This is a genomic window from Wolbachia endosymbiont strain TRS of Brugia malayi (genome assembly GCF_000008385.1).
Lineage (GTDB): Bacteria > Pseudomonadota > Alphaproteobacteria > Rickettsiales > Anaplasmataceae > Wolbachia.
In genome coordinates this window covers 970,105-993,789 of record NC_006833.1, presented here as the reverse complement: position 1 = coordinate 993,789, position 23,685 = coordinate 970,105, and the positions used below count along the sequence as shown (strand labels likewise).

Below are 23,685 nucleotides of genomic sequence, written 5' to 3'. Positions count from 1 at the left end.
TGTTCCAAGTTTTTGGTCCTGCTATTTGTCTGTCCTTGGTTATATGGCCAACTATTAAAAAGTAAATACCGTATTGTTTTACAAGAACGGTTAATTCATGAACACAAGTACGTACCTGATTTACAGTGCCTAGTGCTGATGTAATTTTACTATCATACATTGTTTGATGGAATCAATTATTAAAAATCTAATGCTTTTGTTTTCTTTCTATTGTCACTACTACATTAGCTAAAGATACTGTAGATGAGAACTTGATTTTCGTTCATTTTATTCTAAGATGCTTTGTTCTAGGCTCACTGCTCTAGAGATTCCTTACCAGGTATATAAAGACATTCGAAGGATTAAAATTGTGCAACATTGGCTGCAGTTCTAAGCAAAAGGGTAGATTTCCCAATGCCAGGTTCACTACCAATCAAAAATGCTTGCACCTTGAACAATACTCTCACCAAAAACTCTATCTGATTCTTCTATTCCTGTTAAAAAATGGTCCGAGGTAATAGTTTCACTATCCGATAACGCCTTTATTGAAGTTGGTACAGATATATTTCTTGTATCTGTTTTTATCACTATTTCTTTAACAAATTGTCACATGCAACACACCTTTCTACTTACCTACCAGTACTGTGATCGTAGAATTGATATACATATGTAGTTTTTATAAAAGCCAGAATTATTTTTCCTAATTTTAATAGGAATTGGCTGAATAGGAGAGGTAAATTAAAATACCGACTTACGAACCTTATAGTATTAAGATAACTTTCATGGTTGTGCCATCCAAATATCACCCACAACAATTGCATGAATATTTACTTTAATAAGATAATTCACACAACAAATTGGTTTCATGAATTACAACTAACTCTCAGTTATAAAATCTTAAGAAATTTACCAATGAGAAAAAAGGCAAAAGAAACCCCATATTAGGTAGCCTTTACTCTCTAATTCTGCAAATTGGCATACTATACTGTCTTAAATGCTTTATAAGCGAGTTTCAGCTTATATAGGTAAAAACCTGGAAATGTTGTGAGGACATAAGGTACATATAGTGCAAAAATTAAACATAAGATACCAGCTACGTGATACTTCGTCATTTAATCTGTACAGATTGAAGATAACTGAATACCTTCAGTGCTATAACAAAGGAAGCTAGCGAAGTTTGTCAAGTAGTTTTTACATTTCTATGGGCTATATGGTCTTTTAAATTGCAATGTTTGTATAGTTATGCGTCATGTACAACAGTTGCATAAATGTTAATTAATGCAGCAAGATTTTGTACAAATAGTTTTGATTGAAAAATAGTTTTTCTACTATATAAGTTCTATATATGGGTTCTATTTTAGATCAATCAAATGGGAAATAGTAAATATAACTTAGGGTTAAGGATTATTCATTGGTTAATGGCTGTTTTTATTGTTGGTATGCTTTGCTCTGGGTTTTACATGAAAAGCTTGCCGGTTAGTAATGAAATTAAATTCAGCATATACACTGTTCATAAGGCTTGTGGGATTAATGTTATTGGATTAATTATATTACGCATGTTTTTTCGTATTTTTGCTTGTGATCCAACATTTCCAGCAAGTTTTTCTCGATTTGTAATTAATGTAAGTAGGACAGTACACTTTATTTTGTATTCTTTAATGATATTGATGCCATTATCTGGTTATGTCATGTCTTCTGCCTCTAGCATAAAGATCAAGTATCTTTTTCATGTTCCTTTGTTGATTAATAAAGACAAAGATCTAGCGAATGCAGCTAATTTGCTACACTCGATACTTGCATACTTTACGGTGTTTTTTATAATCTTACATATACTTGGTGCTTTAAAGCACATATTTATAGATAAACAAAACATTCTTAAGCGCATTATATAGGTTGTATGTTGAGTAACCTCTGGAAAAAAGGAACAGATTTTCTTGGTAGTGAGTTTGCAATAATGGGTGGTGCTATGAGCTGGGTTTCAGAGAGAAATTTGGTTTCAGCAATCTCAAACGCTGGTGGCTTTGGTGTAATTGCATGTGGTGCGATGTCTTCAGACTTACTGGAAAAAGAAATTATAGAGACACAGAAGTTAACCAACAAGCCATTTGGTGTAAATCTAATTACTATGCACCCAAACTTGAGTGAGCTGATAGATGTATGTATTGAAACAAAAGTGAGCCATATAGTTCTTGCTGGCGGACTACCGGTAAAGCCTAATATAGAAAAAATCAAAAATGTGGGCATTGAAGTTATGTGTTTTGCACCATCATTGAGCCTTGCAAAGAGGTTAGTAAAAATGGGGGTAGATGCGTTGATAATAGAGGGAATGGAAGCAGGTGGGCACATAGGTCCAGTCAGCACTTCTGTTCTTTCGCAGGAGATATTACCTTATTTTAAAGATGAGCGAGTACCAGTGTTTGTTGCAGGTGGAATAGGAAGGGGAGAAATGATAGTAAATTACCTAGAGATGGGAGCAAGTGGCTGTCAAATAGGCACATTATTTGTTTGCACTAATGAATCGATTGCCCACAAGAATTTTAAGGAAGTATTTATTAAATCAGCTGCACGTGATGCAATATCTTCTGTACAGATAAGTGCTGATTTTCCTGTTATTCCAGTAAGAGCCATAGCCAATAAAGCAAGTGATGATTTTATGCAATACCAAAAAGAAATTATTGATAAATATCACAAGGGACAGATCTCAAAAGAAGATGGACAGCTTGAGATAGAGAAATTCTGGGCTGGAGCCTTAAGAGGAGCAGTGATTGAAGGAGATATCGAAACGGGATCTTTAATGGCTGGTCAAAGTGTCGGTATGGTTGATAAGGAAAAGCCTGTAAAAGAAGTGATAGATATTTTAATTCAACAGGCAAGCAATTATATTGAAAGTAAATCTGTAAAAGTAGGAGACCTGATTATTAGCAAGGCAAGTAGTTAACCAGTAGACAAGTTGCCATAATTTCCTACGGTAGGGAATAGTTATCCGATTTTAATGTAAAATTAACGCTGAAAAAGTATCTATACATTTTGTTATATATGAAGGAATACTGTGGATGATAATGTAGCGATAGTTTTTAATTTAACAGGGAATAATCCTTACAACTCTTTTGACAATTCTACTAAAAATTCACGGGCCTTGGAAGGGGTAAAGTGTTATTCAGCATCAAAAACAGAAGAATTGTGCAAAGTTATAAAAAAAAGGGTAACAAAAAAAGACTATCGAGAAAATCAAGAGAGTGGACAAGATAAGACTCCCAGGAAATGCAAAAAGTTGTTCAAGAAAGGAGCTAGTCCTGAGGTATTAACTAAATTAGGAGAATTACTGATAGAACAAGAGAAATATTATAATAATTATATCCAACACTTTCTTCCAGCGTTGAAAAGAGAAATAATAAAATCAAAAGAACTAAACCTAATAGAAAAAATAAAAATAGAACAAATAATTATGAAATTAATAACTTCAGATGCTGTTAGCAAGAACAGTAATGAAAGTCATTCTAATGCAGAAACAAATGAACAATCTGCAAATGGGGCAGACAATACCCTTAGTTGCACTGCTGAAAATTCAGAATCAGGTAATACATGTGAAGAAACAAGTCTAAAATGTTGGAGAAGCTTACCCAATCTAAGAGATAATAGTCAATTTAATTTTGGAGAAAAATTACTTACAAAAATGGATACTTTAGAACCAGAAACAAATGCTTCTGAACTCAATAATGGTAGTGGTGGAGATAGTGGAGTAAGTTTGCCTGGATTAAGTGAAGACGGTTTAGAGTCACCGTTAGGTAGTGAAAGGAGCAATGTAAGCTCAATATTAAGCTCTGCTGAAGAAGATAACAATCTACAAAAAGAAGAAAATGAGAACCAAATGAAACTAGACCAGACTGCAAGAGAAGAGCTGCAGGTGCAAGAAAACAAAAACCAGGTCAGCAAGGTAAGTCCAGTACAACCTCCTAAGAAGAAAAAGAACGTAGAAGATATTACCATGCAGAAACTTCCTATGAATGAAAAAAAAGGTGAAAATATTCTACCTAAAGAACAACTCAGTAACAGAGAATTTTACGGTATATTTACAACAGGTTGTGCTCTTTTAGCAATTGGGTGTTTTGTTGGGGCAGTAGTAATAAAATCAAGAGCATTGTTTCTAGGATTGTCTGTTATAGCTGTAGTGTTTGCTACAGCAGCAGTAGCTGTATGGTATTTAACTCTCCCTCCTTCAAGTAAATTAATGTACACCAATTCGAGTCCTGTTATTAATAATGAAAGAAGCCTACTGCATGTTTAAGGTGGTAAAAATTAAACATGTGTTTACTTATAGTGAATAAGTAAATTCATCCCTTGCCTATTGATATGAAGGTTATTATAATCAGAAGATGTTTGGAAGGTATTTAGTTGATGCACATTCAATTGAATAAAGTTTTGATTTTTATAGCCCTGTTAAGCTTTATTTTTTCATCATATTCTAGCGAAGCAGGTTCGGTGAGCGATGAGTTAAAGGATGTACAAGAAACGGTAAAAAATTTTGTTTCTTCATTGTCAGTAAAAGGTACTGTAGAAAATATGAGTCCTTCAATAATCATAGGGCTATGTATAGCTGCAGTGGTACTTGCAATAGTGTTTAGGGGCCTGATCTTTTTTATGATAATGTTTGGTGTACTGGTTATGATGTTAGGTAGCATAGAAAAGACAACGGATTACTTGAAAGAAAAGTTTAACTTTGTAAAAGTGCAACCTGATAGTAAAAAAAAGATAAAAATTAAGTATCACTTGTAGAATATCTTTATTAAATACGCATGATATTGTATGCAGGTAAAAACACCAACAATTAATCCTAAATTTGAAAAAAAGAACAACTTAGCATTAATAGAGAGTATTGATTTAGATTTTATTCCTTATGCTTGTCATTACGATGAAGAAACTATACTGACAAAACAGGGGGAGTTGTTAAAGATAATAAAATTAGAAGATTACTCCTCTGCTGATAACTACAGTGACCTTAGAACTGAGATTAGAAAAAGCATATCAAAAAATATTGATAGCCTATATTTTACCGTTTGGATTCATACTGTTAGGAAGCGCAATAAACTGAGTTTGAAATGGAATAAAACTGGAGACTTTTCTGATAAGCTACACTCAACGTGGCTTGATAAACTCACTAATAGTAAATTACGATATATAAACGAGTTATACATTGTAATATTGGTTAGCGATTTTAATAAGCATAGTAATAATTCATTTTTTTTTGGTGGGATAAGAAATAAGCATAAGCTATCTTTACAAGAAAACCATCAGGAATTACAGAGGGTAACTGACTTAATTCAAAGTGACTTAGAACCTTTTGGGGCCAAAAAGCTGGCTCTGAGGTTTAATGGAGATAAAGTATATTCTGAAATGATAGAGTTTCTCCATTATATTGTTACATTAACGCACAAAGATCATCCAATATGTGAAAGGGATCTATCGCAATATATTAAAAATTTAAAGATAGCCTTTGGTTTTAACACGTTTCAAACAATATTTGAAAATCAGCAGAAGTTTGGTTCTGTTTTTTGTATAAAGGAATATCGTGAAATTCCCCTGGGGAATATAGACAGGTGCTTGCAACTTGACTCTGAGCTCATTATTACAGAAATAATAATATTTACTAGTAATAACAAAGCGATGAAAGAATTTAAAAAACAAATTAATATGCTGCAAGTCAGTGAAGATAATACCTTGCTTAGGAATTCAGAAATAAAAGAAATAATAGAACTTGAAGGAACTTCTACTATAGACTTTTGCCAACAGAAAATTATTTTTACGATTTTTGCAGATGATAGAAATAGATTGGCCGAGAATATTAGTAGTTTATCCTCCGTGATGTCGTTAATTGGTTTGATGATGTTCAGAACTGACCTTCATATGGAAAATCATTTTTGGGCACAACTTCCAGGTAATTTTGCTTTTGTTACACAACCGAAAAATATATTAGCAAAATATGCTTGCAGTTTTGCTATGCTACATGATTTTACTTCAGGTACATTAAAAGGTGGAAGGTGGAAAGAAGCAGTAACAGTCTTTTTTTCAAAAAAGGGGAGTCCTTACTTCTTTAATTTTCATGGAAAGAAAAACAATGGTCACACTACGATACTTGGAGCTCCAAATTCGGGTAGGACCTCATTGATTAATTTTCTATTATCAGAGTCAAGAAAATTTAATCCTAGAATTATCATATTAGATAACACCGGAAAATCAATAATTTTTACCAAAGCAGTGAGTGGTAAGTATTATATAATCGATCCGAAATATAAGAATAAAAGCCTAAAATTTAACCCATTAAACATTGAAGATAGTGCTTCCAACCGTAGTATGCTGGTTGAACTGATCAAAAGAATGGTGGCCGATACTAGCTTGGTAGGTATAAAAGAAAAGATAAAAAAAGTTGTAGATTCTATATTTGCTATACCTAGAGAATCGCGTTCTATTTCGCGAATTTCTGAGATGCTCTTGCTCTTGAAAGGTAAGATAAGTAAATGGTGTGGTGATGGTGAGTTTGCTTACTTATTCCAGGATAGTGATGAATCAGATATTGACTGGAAAATAAAGACTATATCTCTCAACACTGCAAACCTCACAAAGCACAAAGAATGTATGTCCGTGATACTTTACTATTTTTTATACTCTTTTGAGGCACAATGTGATGGCTCACCTGCAATACTTGTTTTGGATGAAGCATGGGAGATAAGTAGTATTTTTCCTACAGAGGAAGGGTTCGATAATTGGATGCAAAGGATGACAGAATTAAACGTTGTGGTAATTCTGAGTACTGAGAACTTAAACCTAGCATTTGCTAGCGAATTTACTCAATATTTGGATAAGCATGTTGATACAAGAATTTTAATGCCGAACTTCAATGCAAATAGGTTGTATATGAAAGCATTTTCCCTATCAAAAGAGGAGCTGAATATAATTTTGCAAACACCAACTCAAGAAGGTTTATTTTTGATAAAGCAGTATAAAGGATTAGTAACTTTAAATTTAGATTTGAAGAATATACAAGAAATACATGTGCTCTCAGCTAACAGAGAGACTATAAAATATATGTATGAAGCAATAAAAGAAAAAGGAGAAGAAGTGAATAAGTGGTTACCAGTGTTCTATGGAAAGTGTAAAACTTAATTTTTTATTGATATTCTTTTTGACATTTTATCTCTCATGTCAAGGATATGCTGATTGCCCGCCTTTTGTAGAGAATAATACTAAATTTGAAGCTGGGGGTAAAAAAGCTTTAGAGGGTTTTATAAAAATTTTTAGTTTTGGTACTGCTGGAAGTTTTCAGGTTGATGAAAGATTATACCAATACATTACAGTAAGGCAGGTAAAAGACCAAGGAACTGATGGTTATTTTGACCCAAAGATTCAGGTCTGTGATTACGAAGGAAAAAATAATTGTTATATATTACCTAGTGGAACATCCTGCCGCCAGATATATGGAACACAAAGTACAGGTGCTGGAGTTTCTGCTGCGGTTTTTATCGATTGGGAAGGAGATAAAATATTAGCTGATGGGACGATTAGGACAGATAACAGTGAAAAGATCAAAGAAGGAATTGCGAAGGGCCTTAAGTGGGAATGGGCAGATAATGTTACTGATGAAGAGAAAGTAAAATTTTCTAATTCTCCTAAAATATGCGCTTGCAGTCAAAAAGGGTCTTGTATGTCAGGAATTTCTTCATGGGGTGCTAGAGTGTTTTCAGGAGAAAACATTTTCCATCTAGGGAATATGGGAAAAGCTTGTGATACTTGTTCATCATGGAATGAAGGAAAGCAAAAGATAAAGTGTGCTCCTATACCACTTGCACCTGGTCCACCTCCATTCTGTGAACAACTTGGAATGTTACTTCCACAGGTTAAAATTGTCCCTATAACAAATAAGGACAATGATTACTTTAACCCAAGAGTTAGGGTAATCATTGGTAAATTAGAAAAAAAAGAATTGGATTTCCAAAGAACTTCACACGAGGTTGAAGATGGTAAGGGTACTACTTATTACTTCAAGACCTATAGAAAAAAGGATCAGCTCTGTGCTGAATACTATGGAACTCAAAATATGGATAAAGAAAATCTCCAGTCTGTCAGCTGTTTTCCGGCCCCACCTGCTCCAGAACCTGAAAGGGTAGAGATAGTAGATGAAAATACACTGGAGGTAAAAATGAAGATGGGTGCAAATGCTTTCTATGTTAATACTGGTTCTTCAACAAACATTGGCCCTCTATCTTTGAAAGTAGTCAAACCGAGGATAGTAAAGAAAACAACTAATAGTAATAATAATGAAGGTAATATCACTGATGTTATAGAAGGTATCTTAAGAAAGAACCCTCAGTTTGAAGTTTTAGAAAAATATGGGCTTACTCCTAATATTGGGATCCAGTTTCCTGATGGTAAGAGCTACAGTATAACAAATTCCAAGGAAAACAGTGAAATTGGATCTACTAAGTGGGAATTGGATAATATGGGACGACCAAAGATAGAAGTGAGATATATGAGAGTAAAAGATCAAGAAAATTCTAATGGTAAAATGCTTTGCCTTTCTGGCTGGAAACCAGAGCCAGAAGAGTTTGTTCTTGAGAGAGATGGTGAGATAATATCGCTAAAATCAATAGGAGCGAGGTATATTAAATACAATGCTGTTTATTCAAAGGAATCAAATCAGTTCTATTATCTTCCAAGCAAGGAAAAGGAGATAATTGACCTGTTAAAAAGACCTCAAAAACAGTTAGACGAAATGATATTCAACAAGCAAGGGTATGTTTTCTTCCCTGACGAAAATAAACAGGAGAAAGAAAAGTGCAGTTACTGTGTAGAAAGAAATGATGAAATAGATAAAGCATTTGCATCTAATAAAGGACTGAAAGTAGTATATAGATTGACAGATTTAGAACAATATTTAAATAAAAAAGATGGTAGTCCATTTTACTTAAGATATGAGGAAGTGGATTGTAAAGACAAAAATGGCAGAACATTGAGAAATGAAAAAAATGAAGTACAGAAGTGCACACAATTAAAAGATCGACCAATTAAGGTAAACAGAACAGAGGTCTTTTACGCTGATAAATTATGTAAGCTTGACTTGGAGAGTGTGAAGAAAAAGGTGCTGGATACAATAAACAAACGGCTGAAAAATAAAAATTTGCCGCAACCTTATACCTTTTTAGGTGATAATAATTATACAGGTGATTTATCAAAATACGGTTATATTGAAATAGAAGCATGGGGAGGTGGTGAAGCAGGTCATGTAAAAAATGCAGCTCACTCTATGGAAAGTAGACCAGGAATGCCAGGAGATTATATCAAAATTCAATTAAAAGTTGATCCTGAATATCCTATAATTAGAGCTCAAGCTACAGAGGGGGGTGGTAGACTCACAAGTCATATATCCAATAAGGATGGTGGACCAACTTTCATAAAAATGTGCAAAGACTCTTCAGAAGCAAACTGTAAAGATTTAATTACTGTTGCAGGTGGTGGTAAATATAGGATGTACGGTGGAAAAGAGTATAAGAAGACGAAGATCCATAATAATTTAGGTAATTTAAAGATATTAGGAAATCCAACAATAGTAACAGATAAAAATTTTACTGAAGACAATCAAGTAGCATATATAAAAGATAGTAAAATCAAGTATGAAAAGGTAAAATGTAGCAGTGGTTTTAGGAGCAGTAATCCTGGTGCAGGTGGCTGTATTGATGACATTAATCAAACCTATGGCAGAGGCTCTCCTGGTTATATTATTATTAAATCTGTACAGATTGATGGTAAAAAAGTGGAAGAAATAATTAATGCTCTTGTGGACCAGAATAGTAATGTTAGTGTTAGCAGTTTAATTGAAAAACTTTATCCCGGTATAACTAGGGAGATAGAGGAAGAAATCAAAAAGAAATTATTAGGGCTATAGCCAAAAGATTCTGAATTATAGCTAAAATACCTGAAAGGTATAGATTCTACCTCTTGCTTTAATAATTAGTTAAAATAAAGCATGTATAAGCTTGTTGTTTAGGTTTAATTGCTGTTTTTTAACGGAGAGGTGCGGCTATAAGGAGGGGTACTTTATGTCTCTAAAAAGTAAAATTTCTAAGTTAATAGAATAACAATTTAACGTTGAATACCATGATAATTATTTGGCTTACGCCATACGTAAGCAGGCTGCAAGTGAGCTATCTGACTCTATTACTCTTTGTATAGTTGGTAGTGGCGATTGCAAGATCAAGTATCAAGGTATTGCAAGTTCATTCAATATAACAAAAAAGGAAATCGACCAAGGTAACATTGCAAGTATAAAAAGTAAAATAAAAAGTGAAGCTGAAAAAGAAGATAGTAGGGTTTCTGGGTTGATTTCTAGGATTGATCAATCACCAAAAGAACAAAGTGAAAGGTCTATTATACAAATTTTAAATTCATCTGCTGAAGAGACGTTAAGAAGTTTCTGTGGGCAATGTAATACTCTGTACAGGAGAGTAACTTTCCGGAGTGTAAAGAACCTTCTACTTCATACAAGGAGCATGCTACAGAAGATTCAGGAACTACTGCCAGTCAAGATCCTTTTTTAACCTAATCAATCCATATATATGCTTTTTTTGTACCCAAGCTTTACTTTTTGAAGAGGATAGCAGGCACCATTCTTTACTGTACTTTTTTATTCTCATTATAACAGACTCATCTGTTTTCATAGTAATCTTACTGCCTGTACTCTGTTTTGATATTCATGAATATTTTCTTTTATCATCGCATAGCGCTTATCGCTAAGTAGACTAATTTTTGTCCACCCACAGTCTTCATTGATGTCACAGACCTTATGGTAAATTTGTTCATCATAATTTACGATTAGATTGACACAAACACAAGATAAAGAGTAAATTAAAAATTGAATAGATTTTAAACTTATAATAAATGCCTATAGAAATATTAATGCCTGCTCTTTCTCCAACGATGAGTAAAACTGGGGGAAAGATTGTGAAGTGGTGTAAGAAAGAGCAAGATAGAGTTGAAGTAGGTGATGTAATTGCTGAAATAGAGACTGATAAAGCCATAATGGAGTTTGAATCTGTAGATAGAGGGGTTTTAGCGAAAATTTTAGTGTCGGAAGGAACAAGCGGCGTGCCTGTTAATCAGCTGATAGCTCTAATGCTAGAAGAAGGGGAAGACAAAAGTGCGATTGATAACTATGTTTCAGTTCCTGCTGTCAATATTGAGGTTAAGGAGAAAGTTGTAACCACCTCTTCAGTATCATCCAACCCTTCGATGTCATCTCAGTGCTTGACACAGGAATCTAAGAAGGAAGAGGGTACTAAGACAACAGAAAGTAGGATAAAAGTAAGCCCATTAGCTAAAAAAATAGCTCAGAATGAAGGGATCAATGTTAGACGGTTAAAGGGTACTGGGCCATATGGCCGTATTATTAAAGCTGATGTACTGGGGTTTTTAGATAGTGGTGTACAAATTAAAAATCGTGAAAGATCGGATGAAGATACTATACTTGAAGTAAGTAACATGCGCCAAGTGATAGCGCAACGCCTCATTGAGGCTAAACAGAATATTCCACATTTTTACTTAACTGTGGAGTGCCAAGTTGATAAGCTAATATCGCTCAAAAATGAGATTAACTCAGCAGATAAAAACAATAAAGTAACAATTAATGACTTAATTATAAAAGCTGTGGCTTTCAGCATGAAAAAATTTCCTGATATAAATTCTTCGTGGATAGATAATAAAATACTGAGGTATGCAAATATAGATATTTCAATCGCTGTAGCACTTGAAGATGGACTCATTACTCCTATAGTGAAAAATGCTGATGAAAAAGGTATTTTGTCTATATCAAAAGAAGTGAAAGATCTAGTAATCAGAGCGAGGTCTGGAAAATTGGGACCAGAAGAATTTCAAGGAGGCGGATTTACTATCTCCAACTTAGGAATGTTCAGTATAAAAACTTTTAGTGCTATAATCAATCCACCACAGTCTTGCATTATGGCTATTGGTACATCTAAAAAGCAGCCTATTGTTATCGATGAAAAAATAGAGATAGTAGAGATAATAACAGTAACGCTTTCTGTTGACCACAGAGCAGTTGACGGGGTGTTAGGAGCAAAATTTTTAAACGCCTTTAAACATTATATAGAGAATCCTCTGGCAATGCTTATTGAAGCTAGAGTAAATATTTAGTCTATCGGCATTGTTATTATAAAATTAATATCTTTAAGTTTATAATTCTATTGGTTGATAGGCTTAGAGGTAAAAAAATGACTACTACAGTAGAAAAAAATAATCTAAAAGTTTTTCCTAAAAACAAAGGAAAGGTTAACTCAATAAGGTATGATTGCTCCGCAGGTACCGCGCAAGAGCGCCAGAAACTGAGTTATAGTCGTAGAATGAGTTAGAAAAAGTAATAAAACTTGGAAAGATTACTCCACCTGTTCTCCCAAAATCTTATCAAGCTAGATTTGCTGGAATAAAAGCAATTTTTGAGCAGGATGCTCAGAATAAGAGTTTTAGTAAACAATTTAAACATATAAATGTGTCGTTAAATATTGTTTGTGGCATGTTATTGAAGGGGTGAATGGCTCTACTCCATTTTTGAGCAGGATGCTCAGAATAAGAGTTTTAGTAAACAATTTAAACATATAAATGTGTCGTTAAATATTGTTTGTGGCATGTTATTGAAGGGGTGAATGGCTCTACTCCATACTTTGAAACTACAGGGAAGTAGAGTATCGACAATCGCTTTTAGTGACAGCGGTAAAATAGTGGATAGCACAATGTTAGAGGGTTTAGTCCAACAATGCAGCAGGTTATTAAAAATACTAATACTGCTCAGAAATCAAAAAATTCTTCAAGTGCAAATTTAATACCTGTAAAAGAGAAGATTAATTTGTTTAACAATATGAATAAAGAGCAATCTAGTACTACACATAAACAAGAGCTTTTGTCAGAAGTTTCTAAATGAAGGTGACCGTGGTTACTAAATGTTACCCCTGTTTTTGGTGCACAAAGGCAGGGGTACTTTCAAAACAGAATGTTCCTTATATTTGCTTCATGAGCTTGTGGCCTCTGAGCCTTTCTCTTTAAAAGCAGCCTTAAAAAAGGTTTTAAGCTTTTCCCATTCTTCCTGGCTATTTATGTAGTTCAACACTGCAGGTCTATATTCATTTTCAATTTTTTCTAATGCCTTCTGATATGAGTAATCCAGTCCCTCATATACGTTGATACCTATTGATTATAGTGTTATCAGAAACGAAAACAAATTTGGGGCGGGCGATTCTTCCTTTATATAGTTTAAAAGACATAGTTTTATTTTTTTTACGCAGTGTTTTATTGTTTCTAACAATAGCGGTAGACTTTCTATATAAAATATAAAATTGTTTATAATTAAACTTTTTAATTTTTCGGTAACTTTATATTTTAAAATAGTTCTTATGTAAAATTTTTATCGGTTGTTTTGATAAGTGTAAAAAGAGATCAATAAAAGATCTCAGATCAAAATTTTACCAAGTATTGTGTTAATAGCCTTATATACATTACTCTTATCTCTACTGACAGAAATAATGAGAACAAGTCCTTCTCTGTGTTAAGCATGTACTTTATAGATTCCAGAAAATCAGCAATACCTTTATGATGGAATATATCAAGGTTGTCCACCATTATGTAGGTGTTTTTGTCTTTCCTAATTCTATTAACTACTCTTGCTAATTGTGTTTTAAATCCTTAATGTTTCTTCTCTTCTCTCTGAAGAATACTCAACTCTCTCAGTATAGAGCTAATGTCTTTTCTATCGGCCTCTTTTGTAGGGTCAAGCAATATGGAAAGCATAGCAAGTGGAGATTTACTGATTAGCTTTTCTAGTGTGTTTAAAGAAAATAGCTCTTGTTTTATGTTCTTGAAATGTTATATAACACTTCTTTTTACTTCATATGGCGCGAATAAGTCTTCGAATAGAAGATTTAAAAAAGAAGGCAGTGATTAGTCCGATGCATTGGTGTTCCATGCGCTACAATAAGCTGCAATTTCATTTTGTTGCTTTAACTCTTTTACCCACTCTTTCAAAAAAATGTCTTGCCCCATCTGCATATCCTTCTAAAGATATTATTGTAAAAAACTGGCCAGTTGTTTTTATTATAGTGTTGAATTTACCTGAAAAGTGCTTATAGTTTAGGTAGTCATTTTCCCAATCCACCACCTTGAGTGGTAGCACTGTTTCTTTTCTTCTGAAGGTTATTAGCGATATAAGTTTTTTAAGTACATGTCCTATTTTATATTCGACTCATATTCTTGTCTTGAAGTAAGTGCTGCTTTTAACGTTCCTTCATCTAGGTAATCAATTTCGCCACCCATTGGTATACCACAAGCAAGGCGTGATACTTTCACATCTAAATTTTTTAGCGATTCAATTATATACTGTACGGTAACTTGGCCCTCCAATGTTGGATTAATTGCGATAATGACCTCTTCAATTTTAAACTCTGTGACTCTTTTAGGAATATTATCAAGGTTGAGTTTTTCTGGACCTATGCCATTTATTGCTGATAATCTACCGCCCAAAACATGGTACATACCTGAATATATACTTCCTTTTTCAAATGCCCATAAGTCGCCTAATTCTTCTACTACGCACATTAGCTTAGTGTCACGCTTTGGGTTGGTACAAATAGAACAAGGTGATTGAGTATCTAGATTTCCGCAAACCTTACACTCTATTATAAGATCTGCCAGCTCTTTAATCGAAGATGCAAGAGGTAGCATGACTTTCTCCTTGTTTTGGAGTAAGTGTATAACTAACCTTCTTGATGATGATGGCCCTAGACTTGGCAATTTGGAAAAAGCATGAACTAAATTCTTTATGTTAATGTTCATTCAATAAGTTTAGTATAGTTCGTAAATGGTAACATCAAACCCTTTATAGAGAAAGTGGTAAATCTCTCTTGATCTTACTTTGGTTAACTATAAAAAAAATTTTTTACTCCAACGGAGAAAATTACTTCTGCATATTTAAAGCCTCATTATAATAATAATAAGGGTATTTCTGACTCACAACTTATTTTTGATCTGCGTGAGTTCAGTAAAAGACTTGAGGTATTTTTTGGCGAATTATGTCAAGTTATAGTGTCTGCATGTCTTTTGAATTTTTTCTGCATTCAGCCGAATTGCGCTTAGACTAAGCGTCAGCAAATTATTACAGCGCCAATTTAAATTATTATAGGGTCAAAACCAGCACCACTGGGTTTTTTTGCCTTTTGGTAAATTTCTTAATATTTGTAACTGAAGTGTTTACTGACAACCACCGTTCTGCTACACATTAGCGGCCGAGATGCTGTTCAGTCTTTTAACTTACAATACCGTGAATGAACCGCAGTATGATGTAGGAAGACCTTGCTTGGGTTAGCTATAGGTAATCTAGTTTTAAGTGATCATTAAAAAAAACTTATAGGATCAACATCTATTGTTACTATAATATTCGGACTTAAGTTACAATTTTTAATCCAATATTTCAGCTTTTTTTGTACGGATAGACTATGTTTATTATATATTTTTAGCAATACCCTATACCGGTACTTATTATTTAAGAAACTTATTGCTGCCGGTGATGGACCAAGAATTTCAAATTCTTTTTTTCTAGATTTTAGGGTCAAGCACTGGAATGACAAAGAAGAAGAGGACGGGAGCTTTTTGCTTAAACATTGATTATGCAAGAAGCTCGCTATCTCATTTGCTGCTTTTTGTGTTGCAATCTGATTCTTACCGCAAATTATAAGTGCGATTAGTCTACTAAATGGAGGCATTTTAGCTTTGTACCTTGACTCAAGTTCGATTTCATAAAATGAGTCCCTTTTTTGATGCTGCAATGCTTTTATTACTGAACTTTCAGGATGATTGGTTTGCACTATTACCATTCCTTTTTCATTAAACCTTCCAGACCTTCCTGCAACTTGATGTAATAACTGATACGTCTTTTCTGCTGCTCTTAGATCAGCATTTTCAAGACTCAAATCTGCATTTATCACACCAACCAAAGTTAATTTAGGGAAGTTGTGCCCTTTAGCAATTATCTGCGTGCCAATTATAATGTTTAACTCTTCCTTCAACACTAAGTCAATAACGTTACTAACCGACTTCTGATCGCTACTTATAATCGCAGTTTTTGCGTTTGGTATTAACTTGACTGTTTCTTCAAGTAACCTTTCAATTCCTATGCCATAAAGAAACAATGACTGTTTACTTTGGCAATTAGAACATTTCTCTGGAAGTTTTAATTGGTAAGAACAATGATGACACAAAAGAGCATTTTTTTTCTTGTGGTATACGAGCCAAACAGCGCAGTTCGAGCAGGGAATTTTATATCCACACTTTTTACAAACTGCAAGTTGTGCATACCCTCTGCGGTTTAAAAAAAGCATAACCTGCTGTTTTTTCTCTATGGTCTGTTTTATTCCTTCAAAAAGCTCATTGGAAATCCATTGCTTATTGTTTCTTGTATCCACTACTTTAATGAGTGGCAATTCTGCGCCACCGAATCGCTTAGCTAGCTTTACATAGTTGTAATTTCCATTTTTAACATGATAAATAGTTTCAAGTAATGGAGTTGCTGAAGATAAAATTATTGGAATGTTTTCGATTTTGGCCAAGATTATTGCCATATCCCGGGCATTATATATAGTTCCCTGCTCTTGTTTGAAAGATGAATCGTGCTCTTCATCAACGATGATCAATTTTAGGTTTTTATAGGGCAAAAAAAGTGCTGATCGTGCACCAATAATTATCTGCGCATTTCCATTTGCTGTATTGAGCCAATTGTTTCTGCGAGTTTTTAGAGTGAGTCCTGAGTGCCATTCAGCTAAGTTTCTTGATGTTTGACTACGAATACGATTTACCAATTGTGAAGTTAAAACAATTTCAGGTAGGAGGATTAAAACTTGTATACTACCTTTGTTTGATGCCGTTTCGACATATTTTGGTGTCATTCCAGCACTTGGCGAAGACAATGTGTTGAATATTATAGTGGGTTTTGCCTTAAACATAAAGATGTCATGTAAGTAGCTAACACTGGAATCCAGAAATTTTGTTTGTAAACTAGGTATGGGAGTGGCTGCTCTTACGTTAAAATGAACGTTTTTGATGAGATTGCGTGGAAAGCTGGATCCCAATATTAGAGTACTGGGATGATACCCTACTGGTGGACCCAAATTGCAATGTTTGTACAGTTGTGTATCTGGGCACTGAAATGATAAAGTCCGAGCAGCATTTGGAGTGGCAGGTGTACTGCTATAGTTCTTAATCAATTGTGCAATTACAGAGAGATAAACTTCCGTTTTTCCAGATCCTGTCTCACCGTCAAGCAAAGTCACTGAATACTCATTCAAATTGCTTATTATTTTATTGCTGGCTATCTGCTGTTCGGGGTTTAGTTGGTAATTTATCTCACTTACTTCCTGCTCTTGTTCAACATGAACTAGCTTATCTAGGTGATTTACTTTTAACACTCCTCCCATTATTACTTTTGCAAGCATACCAATAGATATTACATTGTACTGTGCAACCCACTCTGCAAATGCAATTAATTTTAGTCTAATATTTGGTAGATTGATCTTTTGCTCAATGAATTTTAATTCTTGATCGTTCTTGTTACTATACTTCCAAACTATTCCGATCAAGCGTTTTTTGCCAAATGGCACCACCACATAATCTCCAACTGAAACGTCAGTATTTTCCTTAACTGCATATGAAAACAATTGGTCAATTGGGAGTGGTAGTAGTACATTAACTGTTCTTGCCATAGCAATTGAGTTTAGCATTGTTTTAAGAGTTTTGAGTTGATTTTTGTGGATTGGTTTGTTAAACTAGTATATATAAATTTATTTAGCTAAGATGGTAAATATGCAAGGGTCTCATGTACAGAAACTAATAGGATTTTCTGAACTTCATAAGAACTTTATGAAGAACAGAAGACCAATCTAATTGGAAAAGCAGTTGTTTAAAATGAATGAGAATTTTAAAAGAAAATACCTTATTGATAAGAGAACTTTTGCTGCTCATGGTACCAATGCTTGGACGCTTTTTTCAGCACTTGCTTTTACAAATGACCAATTGTTACCGAAAAATGAAATGAAAATAAGGGGAATACCTGTTGTTGAAGGTGGTTAACATTTGAGAAAGCTAGAAACAAAGCTTATGAACATGCCTTTTGCCCAAATACAGTAAGTCAAAATGCAGTATCGACTGTTGAACTGCATAGTAGGAGTTCATATTTGCTTGATGCATCTCGATATGTGGAAATGGTGATAAAATGTTATAATTGTGATCACGGTAACTTTAGTAAAAGGTATCTCAATAAGTATCAGAAAAGAAGCTTAGATAACATGTAGAAAGGGCAACAGTACTTTTAAATGATAAGGATGTGCGAGAAGCATATAAAGGTTATCTACTGTTCCATAGTTATTAGACAATAGAATTGGAAGAACAACAATAGGTTCTGTTATAGATAATGAATACGGACGTGAGAGATTTTATATTAGAGTCATAGTAGTAGATGAAAGAGTATATTAGAAGTTTAGTTAGCAGTACCGATCCCGCGATAGCTAAAAGTATAATGTATCTCACTAACGAAAAGGTTAATAGTTTCGAGAAAACAAAAAACTACAATAAGAATTGTGGATATGTACAGTCCAGGTAGTAGAACAGCACATTGTATGTATAAAAACAGCTTTGTGAACGATTTTGAGTAGGTATTTAAAGATAGATTAGCCTTCAGTTTTTCTGATCAGTTTAATATTTATAAAATAGAAAAGAAAAAGCTGGTAAAAAGAACGATAAAAGGTAAACCTGAAGTATCTACTGCTACTATAACTTACTATCAAGATCCAGATCCAACTTTGGAAACAACAATTGATAATGTAGGTTATAGTGTAGTGCTTAAGAGTCATTTCAATCAAAAATAGATAAAAATGTAAATAATGATGAACAAATTTTGGAACAATCGATTACAAGTAAGACTATTATATAACAGGAATAATCAATAGATAGTGATTCACAAATGTTCACAGGTAGTACAACTCCATTTCAAAAAACGTCTGCAAGTGATGAAAGTAATAATAATTTGCACAGAAAACAAAGCACCTAGCAACTGTCTTATAGTACACAAGCATAATTTCTTCACAAAAACAACAACCTTCTAGAACTTTTTCGGGGGGATGGACAATAGGCTTAGCATTATTGTTTGGTGCTATAGGAGCTACGCTAGTTGCAATAGGGATTATGCCTAAAATTGCCGCTATCGGAATGATTGCGACTGCTGTGCTGTTGTCAGGAGTTGCAGGTAACATTAGGTGGTGTGTAGGATACCTACAGACAAGCAGTAAACAAATATTGTAGTGGAGCTGCTGTACAAGTTGTATAACGACCGTTAATATCGTTCACATAGCAACCTAAACATGTTTTTTCTGGATTTTAGTGTTATGCGCTGAAATCACAAATTGTAGTTGCCTTGTCTGGATATAGAAAAAATCTTAATGTTTAACATATTTTTTGTAGTACACACCTTATAATTGATAAATAAGGTAGTTGATAAATTTATACGATTTGTGGGGATTACTGATGATTAACGGTACAATTACTTTGAACTTTCAAGTAGAAAAAGGCGAACTTAAGACCGGTATTATTTTTCTGTGCGTGTAAAGCTTACAAATGAGAACAAAAATCTTTTACGTGAAAAGCTTGGCAATACAGTTCAATTTGATAATCTAAATGACTACTTAGATTTTAATTATGAAAATTTTTATATCTACTATAGTAGATATAGCGGACACAGTGGTGGAAGTGAGCTATGCATCAGAGGTGATATGATAGATATTTAGTTTCCAATCTTCCACTCGATCATAACGGATTTTCAATAGAACTATCATCTGATGGAACGCCAATTGTAGATTATGGATTTTACCCTCTGGCTGTAATCTACAATCCCAATCATCAATATAAGACAAAGGAAAAAGCATGTAATGATCAGGGCGAATTGTCACCCATTGCATCAAATGTGCTAGATAACTTTCTAAGCAATGCAAATGGCTTAACCATACAAGAGATATATTTTTGCAGATACAAAATGAAAATGCTAAGAAAGAAGGTGAATTTGGTAAGAGAGAAAAACAAGCGGAAAAAGAGTTAGATTGAAAGAATGAGGAAGTAAAAGGGTTTATAGAAAGAGGTATATTACCTTATTTAAAGTGGTAAAAGGTTATGATATAGTTGATGGACGTTCAGCAGTAATTTTACAACGTGGCGGAGGGAAGTCATTCTTGATTCGAGTAAATACTATATAGTGGAATATCGACACATGAAGGATTGGAAGGCGATAAATATTTTAATTTCGTTAGTCCTGGTAGTAATATGCTGGTTGATTTGAAAACTTGTTTTTTGTGCTTAACAAGAGTTCTTACCCTGAACTTAAAATTGGTTTCTACCAATATCTGAATTTAATTCTGACAGTTATGCTAAATATTTTAACACTAAGAATCAGCTTTTTAGTGTTGATCAATTGTCTATAGAGTTATCTAATTGTGCAAAAGGAAATGGTAATAAGTGAGTCAATCAAGAATTGAACCCATAATTAATAGATCTTTTTTAAAGCTTATTTATAGTAAAAGTTTTTAAGAGGTAAATATGGCATTCAAAACAAATTTTGGGCATGATAAATCACAAATGCTGATTGAAAAACTGTTTCCAAATAAAGAGGATGTAGTGATAAGCAATGAGCTTATAGTAGAAGTGAGATATGGTGGACTAATAAGCTATACGCCTGATTATATAAAGCAAATTGTAAAAGATACTTATGAGGCTTGGTCTGAGAATTTCTATTCACAGAAAAACTATAATAGCGGCCCAGTGAAATTGCAACTTTATGTGCTGAAAAGTTATGACGATTATAAAGCTTACATAAAGGAGCTTTCAGGTGGCAAAGACCATAATGAACTATGGGGTGGTGGAACGGTAAGGGCACATGAAGCTGACGGTACAATAGCAAAGACTTTCATTATTGGAGATGTAAATGGTTTATTTTGTGCGAAGTCTAAAATTTTAATGGAAAAGATGAGTGATGCATTTCTTGAGTACGCTACTGGCAATTTGAATGAAGTACCTGAAGTCTTACGTACTGGTGTGAAGCTTTTTATGTGGAGTTATGATGCAGCTAAGAAGAAGAGTACTCATGATATGCACTATATAAAAGAGACATACGATGAGATGCAAGAATCGGGATACAACACACCTTATAAAATAGCTAATATGGCTAATGGTTATAGAATGGCAGATTGCTTAGTAACGTTCTTGCAAGAAAAACATCCTCAATTCATAAAACAACTGCTTACTGAAATATCTTCTGGTAAAGAACAAGCAGTGTTGAGGTTCAAGCAGCTTTTAAATAATTCAGGAATTGAGAGAGAATTTAAGGAGTGGATGGATGTAGGAGGTGGTAATAAAGTTGCCGCAGATCTTGTACCAGACAGTGAAGTTATTACCCTCAGCGAACATAAGCTTCAAATAAACATAAAGTATGATAATAAAGAATTAAATCAGGACAAGCTGAGTAATATAAAAGACACTGTCAAGGGTGCCATAAGAGATTTTGACTCAGCATTTGGCATTAATAATTCTCAGCCTTGGCACAATATACCAAGTAAGGTCAACATTTTCGTATTTAATACAAGGAGCAACTATGAAGATTACCTTAAGGAGTTGAACATTGATGCTAAAGATCACTCTGGTTTAACACTCCAAGGTCGCGGTTCGGAAATTCATGTTTATTTTTACTTACAGGATCAATTTGATTACTCATGTAAAACTTTAAAGCACGAGTTGGGGCACGCTTTGACTATTATTAATTCTTATTATGGTACGGGCGATGTTTTGTCTAAAGCTATGCATGAAGGAGTTGCTAACTATATGGCAAGCGTGGAAAACGGTAAGCACGTCAATGATCGTGAGGATATTGAAGCTCTTTCTACGATACAACGCAAGTTTCTAAAACCTGACGAGATATTACGTAATAATAACCAAGGAGATTATTACTATTCAAAAGCAGAGCAGGTAATAAAATTTCTTGAGCATAAACATCCAGATCTCCTTGATAGTTTTTTGAAAAGCCTTTCTATGCACAGTACAAATAGACCTCAAGATAATAAATTATTTGAGGATTTTCTAACTAAGCTGAAGGGCTATAATCAGGAGTTTAAAGATTGGGTCAAGATTCAGTTAAACGGCGAAGGGCATTTAAGGCATGAAAATGAATCAGATATGCAAGAGAGTCAGACTGAACAACCTGCTAATGAGGAAAGAAATAGGGATAAAGGATCGCTAGAAGAAGATGATAAAAATAAACAAGAAGAAGCCGTCATAGCAAGCGTTATAGACAGTATGGAGGATAATGAAGTAGATTATCTACAACACCCCTTGAAAATAAAGACAGGTGAATTTATTGAAACTGGTAAATATAAGGCGGTGCTACAGGTTCAAGATCAAGATATAGATAATTTTTATCAAAACTTAAGTAGTCAGTATACTACTGGAAAATACAATTATGATCAAATGATAGCTCTGTATAATAAAATTTATATACAAGATTCTAAGCTTGATGGAAAGCCAATTACTCTTTCTGAAGCTTATGTTACAAATAATCATCTGTTTATCAAAGATCAGGATTTTGGAACTATAAGTGATTTCAATGAAATGTTCTACAAAAGTGATGAGTTAATGTGATGTGAAGGGTAAGATGTGATCTGGTGGACGAAAATTAACTAACAGAAAAAATTAGTGCACATGCTTTTATCTTTCAGGTTGTTTATCAAGTATAAACATCAGCTCTTCCCATTCTCTTTTACCAATATTGCTTTCTTCTCTAGTAACATTTTCTCCTCTAATTAATTTGCGAATTATCCCAAGGCCAGTTCTTGAAATGCAGGCTGATTCTAAACAGTATTCAACAAAGGCGCTGTGGACTAGTGGTACCCACTTCTTTACTATATCCAATATAACTTCTGCATAGACTCTAATTTCATGTTGGGCACGCTTATCAGCTCTAAGCTTTAAAAAATGAAGAAGGTTATGTAGATCTACCTTCCAATAAAATTGCGTGTAATAATTAAGTGTTAAGTTAGTCCTGGCAATTTCTCTTGTAAGTCCTTGTTCAATAAATTTGTTGTAATGAGAATACACCAAATTAGAGTCATTTATTAGAGAATCTATTATTTCCTTTGAGATATCCAAGTCAAAAGCTTCACCACTACCTTGTTTATTATTATCGGATTGTTTTGCAACTTGCTCTGGTTCTGGTATATAGAATTCATGATCAAGGATTGAATACCTTGCAGAATATTCATTTACGTTTGCAGTTCTATGCCTTATCCATTGTCTTGCAATAAAAATTGGAAGTTTCACATGAAACTTAATTTCACACATTTCAAATGGAGTTGTATGATGATATCTCATTAAATACTTTATAAGTACTTCGTCTTGATTTATCTGTTTTGTTCCTTTGCCATAAGAAACACGAGCAGCTTGTACTATGGCGCTATCAGAGCCCATATAATCCACTACTCGAATAAACCCATGATCTAGTACCCTGTGTTCCTCATATAGAATTTCATCTATCTCTTTTACTGTGATTCTCTTGGTTGAATAACGTTCTTCATTCAT

The 23,685-nt window shown here is 33.8% G+C and carries 18 protein-coding genes; 11 read left to right on the top strand and 7 right to left on the bottom strand.

Annotated features, from left to right (window positions below):
- Positions 1-405: 405 nt before the first annotated feature.
- Entirely contained in the window at positions 406-567 is a 162-nt protein-coding gene (locus tag WBM_RS06670) for a DNA repair protein RadA (protein WP_225416119.1), read from the bottom strand.
- Between the two features lie 782 nt (positions 568-1,349).
- Between WBM_RS06670 and WBM_RS04625 the strand changes: the two genes are divergently transcribed.
- The 7 genes from WBM_RS04625 to WBM_RS04595 all read left to right on the top strand — a co-directional run bounded on the left by WBM_RS04625 (position 1,350) and on the right by WBM_RS04595 (position 10,565).
- A complete protein-coding gene (locus WBM_RS04625; protein ID WP_041571509.1) occupies positions 1,350-1,871 on the top strand; it encodes a cytochrome b in 522 nt (173 codons plus the stop codon).
- Positions 1,872-1,876: 5 nt separating this feature from the next.
- Positions 1,877-2,917, top strand: a complete 1,041-nt coding sequence (locus WBM_RS04620; protein ID WP_011256950.1) for an NAD(P)H-dependent flavin oxidoreductase — start codon at positions 1,877-1,879, stop codon at positions 2,915-2,917.
- 111 nt (positions 2,918-3,028) lie between these two features.
- Positions 3,029-4,264: a hypothetical protein gene (locus WBM_RS04615; RefSeq protein ID WP_011256949.1), complete on the top strand. Its 1,236-nt coding sequence runs from the start codon at positions 3,029-3,031 to the stop codon at positions 4,262-4,264.
- 110 nt (positions 4,265-4,374) lie between these two features.
- Positions 4,375-4,752: a hypothetical protein gene (locus WBM_RS04610; protein WP_011256948.1), complete on the top strand. Its 378-nt coding sequence runs from the start codon at positions 4,375-4,377 to the stop codon at positions 4,750-4,752.
- A 30-nt stretch (positions 4,753-4,782) separates the two neighbouring features.
- On the top strand, positions 4,783-7,137 hold the full coding sequence (locus WBM_RS04605) for a type VI secretion protein (protein WP_011256947.1): 2,355 nt from the start codon (positions 4,783-4,785) through the stop codon (positions 7,135-7,137).
- The gene (locus WBM_RS04600) at positions 7,118-9,913 is read left to right on the top strand and encodes a hypothetical protein (protein WP_011256946.1); all 2,796 of its coding nucleotides are present in this window, start codon (positions 7,118-7,120) and stop codon (positions 9,911-9,913) included. The genes WBM_RS04605 and WBM_RS04600 overlap by 20 nt, the downstream gene beginning before the upstream one ends.
- Before the next feature lie 223 nt (positions 9,914-10,136).
- Positions 10,137-10,565: a WBM0748 family T4SS-associated protein gene (locus tag WBM_RS04595; protein WP_011256945.1), complete on the top strand. Its 429-nt coding sequence runs from the start codon at positions 10,137-10,139 to the stop codon at positions 10,563-10,565.
- Here WBM_RS04595 and WBM_RS06665 read toward each other — a convergent pair.
- The gene (locus tag WBM_RS06665) at positions 10,539-10,661 is read right to left on the bottom strand and encodes a hypothetical protein (protein ID WP_233417530.1); all 123 of its coding nucleotides are present in this window, start codon (positions 10,659-10,661) and stop codon (positions 10,539-10,541) included. The two genes, WBM_RS04595 and WBM_RS06665, sit on opposite strands and share 27 nt — an antisense overlap.
- 244 nt (positions 10,662-10,905) lie before the next feature.
- Between WBM_RS06665 and WBM_RS04585 the strand changes: the two genes are divergently transcribed.
- Positions 10,906-12,177 carry a pyruvate dehydrogenase complex dihydrolipoamide acetyltransferase gene (locus WBM_RS04585; RefSeq protein WP_011256944.1) on the top strand — a complete coding sequence of 424 codons (1,272 nt, stop codon included), beginning with the start codon at positions 10,906-10,908 and terminating at the stop codon, positions 12,175-12,177.
- A gap of 616 nt (positions 12,178-12,793) precedes the next feature.
- Positions 12,794-12,958, top strand: coding sequence for a hypothetical protein (locus WBM_RS05855; RefSeq protein ID WP_158676310.1), 165 nt, complete (start codon positions 12,794-12,796; stop codon positions 12,956-12,958).
- A gap of 1,059 nt (positions 12,959-14,017) precedes the next feature.
- Here WBM_RS05855 and WBM_RS06660 read toward each other — a convergent pair.
- From WBM_RS06660 to priA, 3 genes are all read right to left on the bottom strand, one after another.
- Positions 14,018-14,203: a hypothetical protein gene (locus WBM_RS06660; RefSeq protein WP_225416117.1), complete on the bottom strand. Its 186-nt coding sequence runs from the start codon at positions 14,201-14,203 to the stop codon at positions 14,018-14,020.
- Positions 14,204-14,256: 53 nt separating this feature from the next.
- Entirely contained in the window at positions 14,257-14,856 is a 600-nt protein-coding gene (gene recR / locus WBM_RS04575) for a recombination mediator RecR (protein WP_179943615.1), read from the bottom strand.
- Positions 14,857-15,419: 563 nt separating this feature from the next.
- The gene (gene priA / locus WBM_RS04570; protein WP_041571508.1) at positions 15,420-17,798 is read right to left on the bottom strand and encodes a replication restart helicase PriA; all 2,379 of its coding nucleotides are present in this window, start codon (positions 17,796-17,798) and stop codon (positions 15,420-15,422) included.
- Positions 17,799-17,982: 184 nt separating this feature from the next.
- Here priA and WBM_RS05850 point away from each other — a divergent pair, with 184 nt between their 5' ends.
- Entirely contained in the window at positions 17,983-18,147 is a 165-nt protein-coding gene (locus WBM_RS05850; RefSeq protein WP_158676309.1) for a hypothetical protein, read from the top strand.
- 893 nt (positions 18,148-19,040) lie between these two features.
- On the opposite strand, the gene WBM_RS04565 is transcribed toward WBM_RS05850, so the two are convergent.
- Complete coding sequence (locus tag WBM_RS04565) at positions 19,041-19,325, bottom strand: hypothetical protein (protein WP_011256941.1); 285 nt, start codon at positions 19,323-19,325, stop codon at positions 19,041-19,043.
- A gap of 1,333 nt (positions 19,326-20,658) precedes the next feature.
- Between WBM_RS04565 and WBM_RS04555 the strand changes: the two genes are divergently transcribed.
- Complete coding sequence (locus WBM_RS04555) at positions 20,659-22,749, top strand: collagenase (protein WP_011256939.1); 2,091 nt, start codon at positions 20,659-20,661, stop codon at positions 22,747-22,749.
- 66 nt (positions 22,750-22,815) lie between these two features.
- On the opposite strand, the gene thyX is transcribed toward WBM_RS04555, so the two are convergent.
- Entirely contained in the window at positions 22,816-23,685 is an 870-nt protein-coding gene (gene thyX, locus WBM_RS04550; protein WP_011256938.1) for an FAD-dependent thymidylate synthase, read from the bottom strand.

Excerpts from the sequence above, each read along its gene's own strand:
- WBM_RS04555 (WP_011256939.1), top strand. The coding sequence starts at position 20,659 with ATGGCATTCAAAACAAATTTTGGGCATGATAAATCACAAATGCTGATT.
- WBM_RS05855 (WP_158676310.1), top strand. The coding sequence starts at position 12,794 with ATGCAGCAGGTTATTAAAAATACTAATACTGCTCAGAAATCAAAAAAT.
- WBM_RS04620 (WP_011256950.1), top strand. The coding sequence starts at position 1,877 with ATGTTGAGTAACCTCTGGAAAAAAGGAACAGATTTTCTTGGTAGTGAG.
- WBM_RS04565 (WP_011256941.1), bottom strand. The coding sequence starts at position 19,325 with ATGTTACCTGCAACTCCTGACAACAGCACAGCAGTCGCAATCATTCCG.
- priA (WP_041571508.1), bottom strand. The coding sequence starts at position 17,798 with ATGCTAAACTCAATTGCTATGGCAAGAACAGTTAATGTACTACTACCA.
- WBM_RS04585 (WP_011256944.1), top strand. The coding sequence starts at position 10,906 with ATGCCTATAGAAATATTAATGCCTGCTCTTTCTCCAACGATGAGTAAA.
- WBM_RS06665 (WP_233417530.1), bottom strand. The coding sequence starts at position 10,661 with ATGAGAATAAAAAAGTACAGTAAAGAATGGTGCCTGCTATCCTCTTCA.
- WBM_RS04625 (WP_041571509.1), top strand. The coding sequence starts at position 1,350 with ATGGGAAATAGTAAATATAACTTAGGGTTAAGGATTATTCATTGGTTA.
- WBM_RS04610 (WP_011256948.1), top strand. The coding sequence starts at position 4,375 with ATGCACATTCAATTGAATAAAGTTTTGATTTTTATAGCCCTGTTAAGC.
- thyX (WP_011256938.1), bottom strand. The coding sequence starts at position 23,685 with ATGAATGAAGAACGTTATTCAACCAAGAGAATCACAGTAAAAGAGATA.
- WBM_RS04600 (WP_011256946.1), top strand. The coding sequence starts at position 7,118 with ATGGAAAGTGTAAAACTTAATTTTTTATTGATATTCTTTTTGACATTT.
- WBM_RS04605 (WP_011256947.1), top strand. The coding sequence starts at position 4,783 with ATGCAGGTAAAAACACCAACAATTAATCCTAAATTTGAAAAAAAGAAC.
- WBM_RS05850 (WP_158676309.1), top strand. The coding sequence starts at position 17,983 with ATGAATGAGAATTTTAAAAGAAAATACCTTATTGATAAGAGAACTTTT.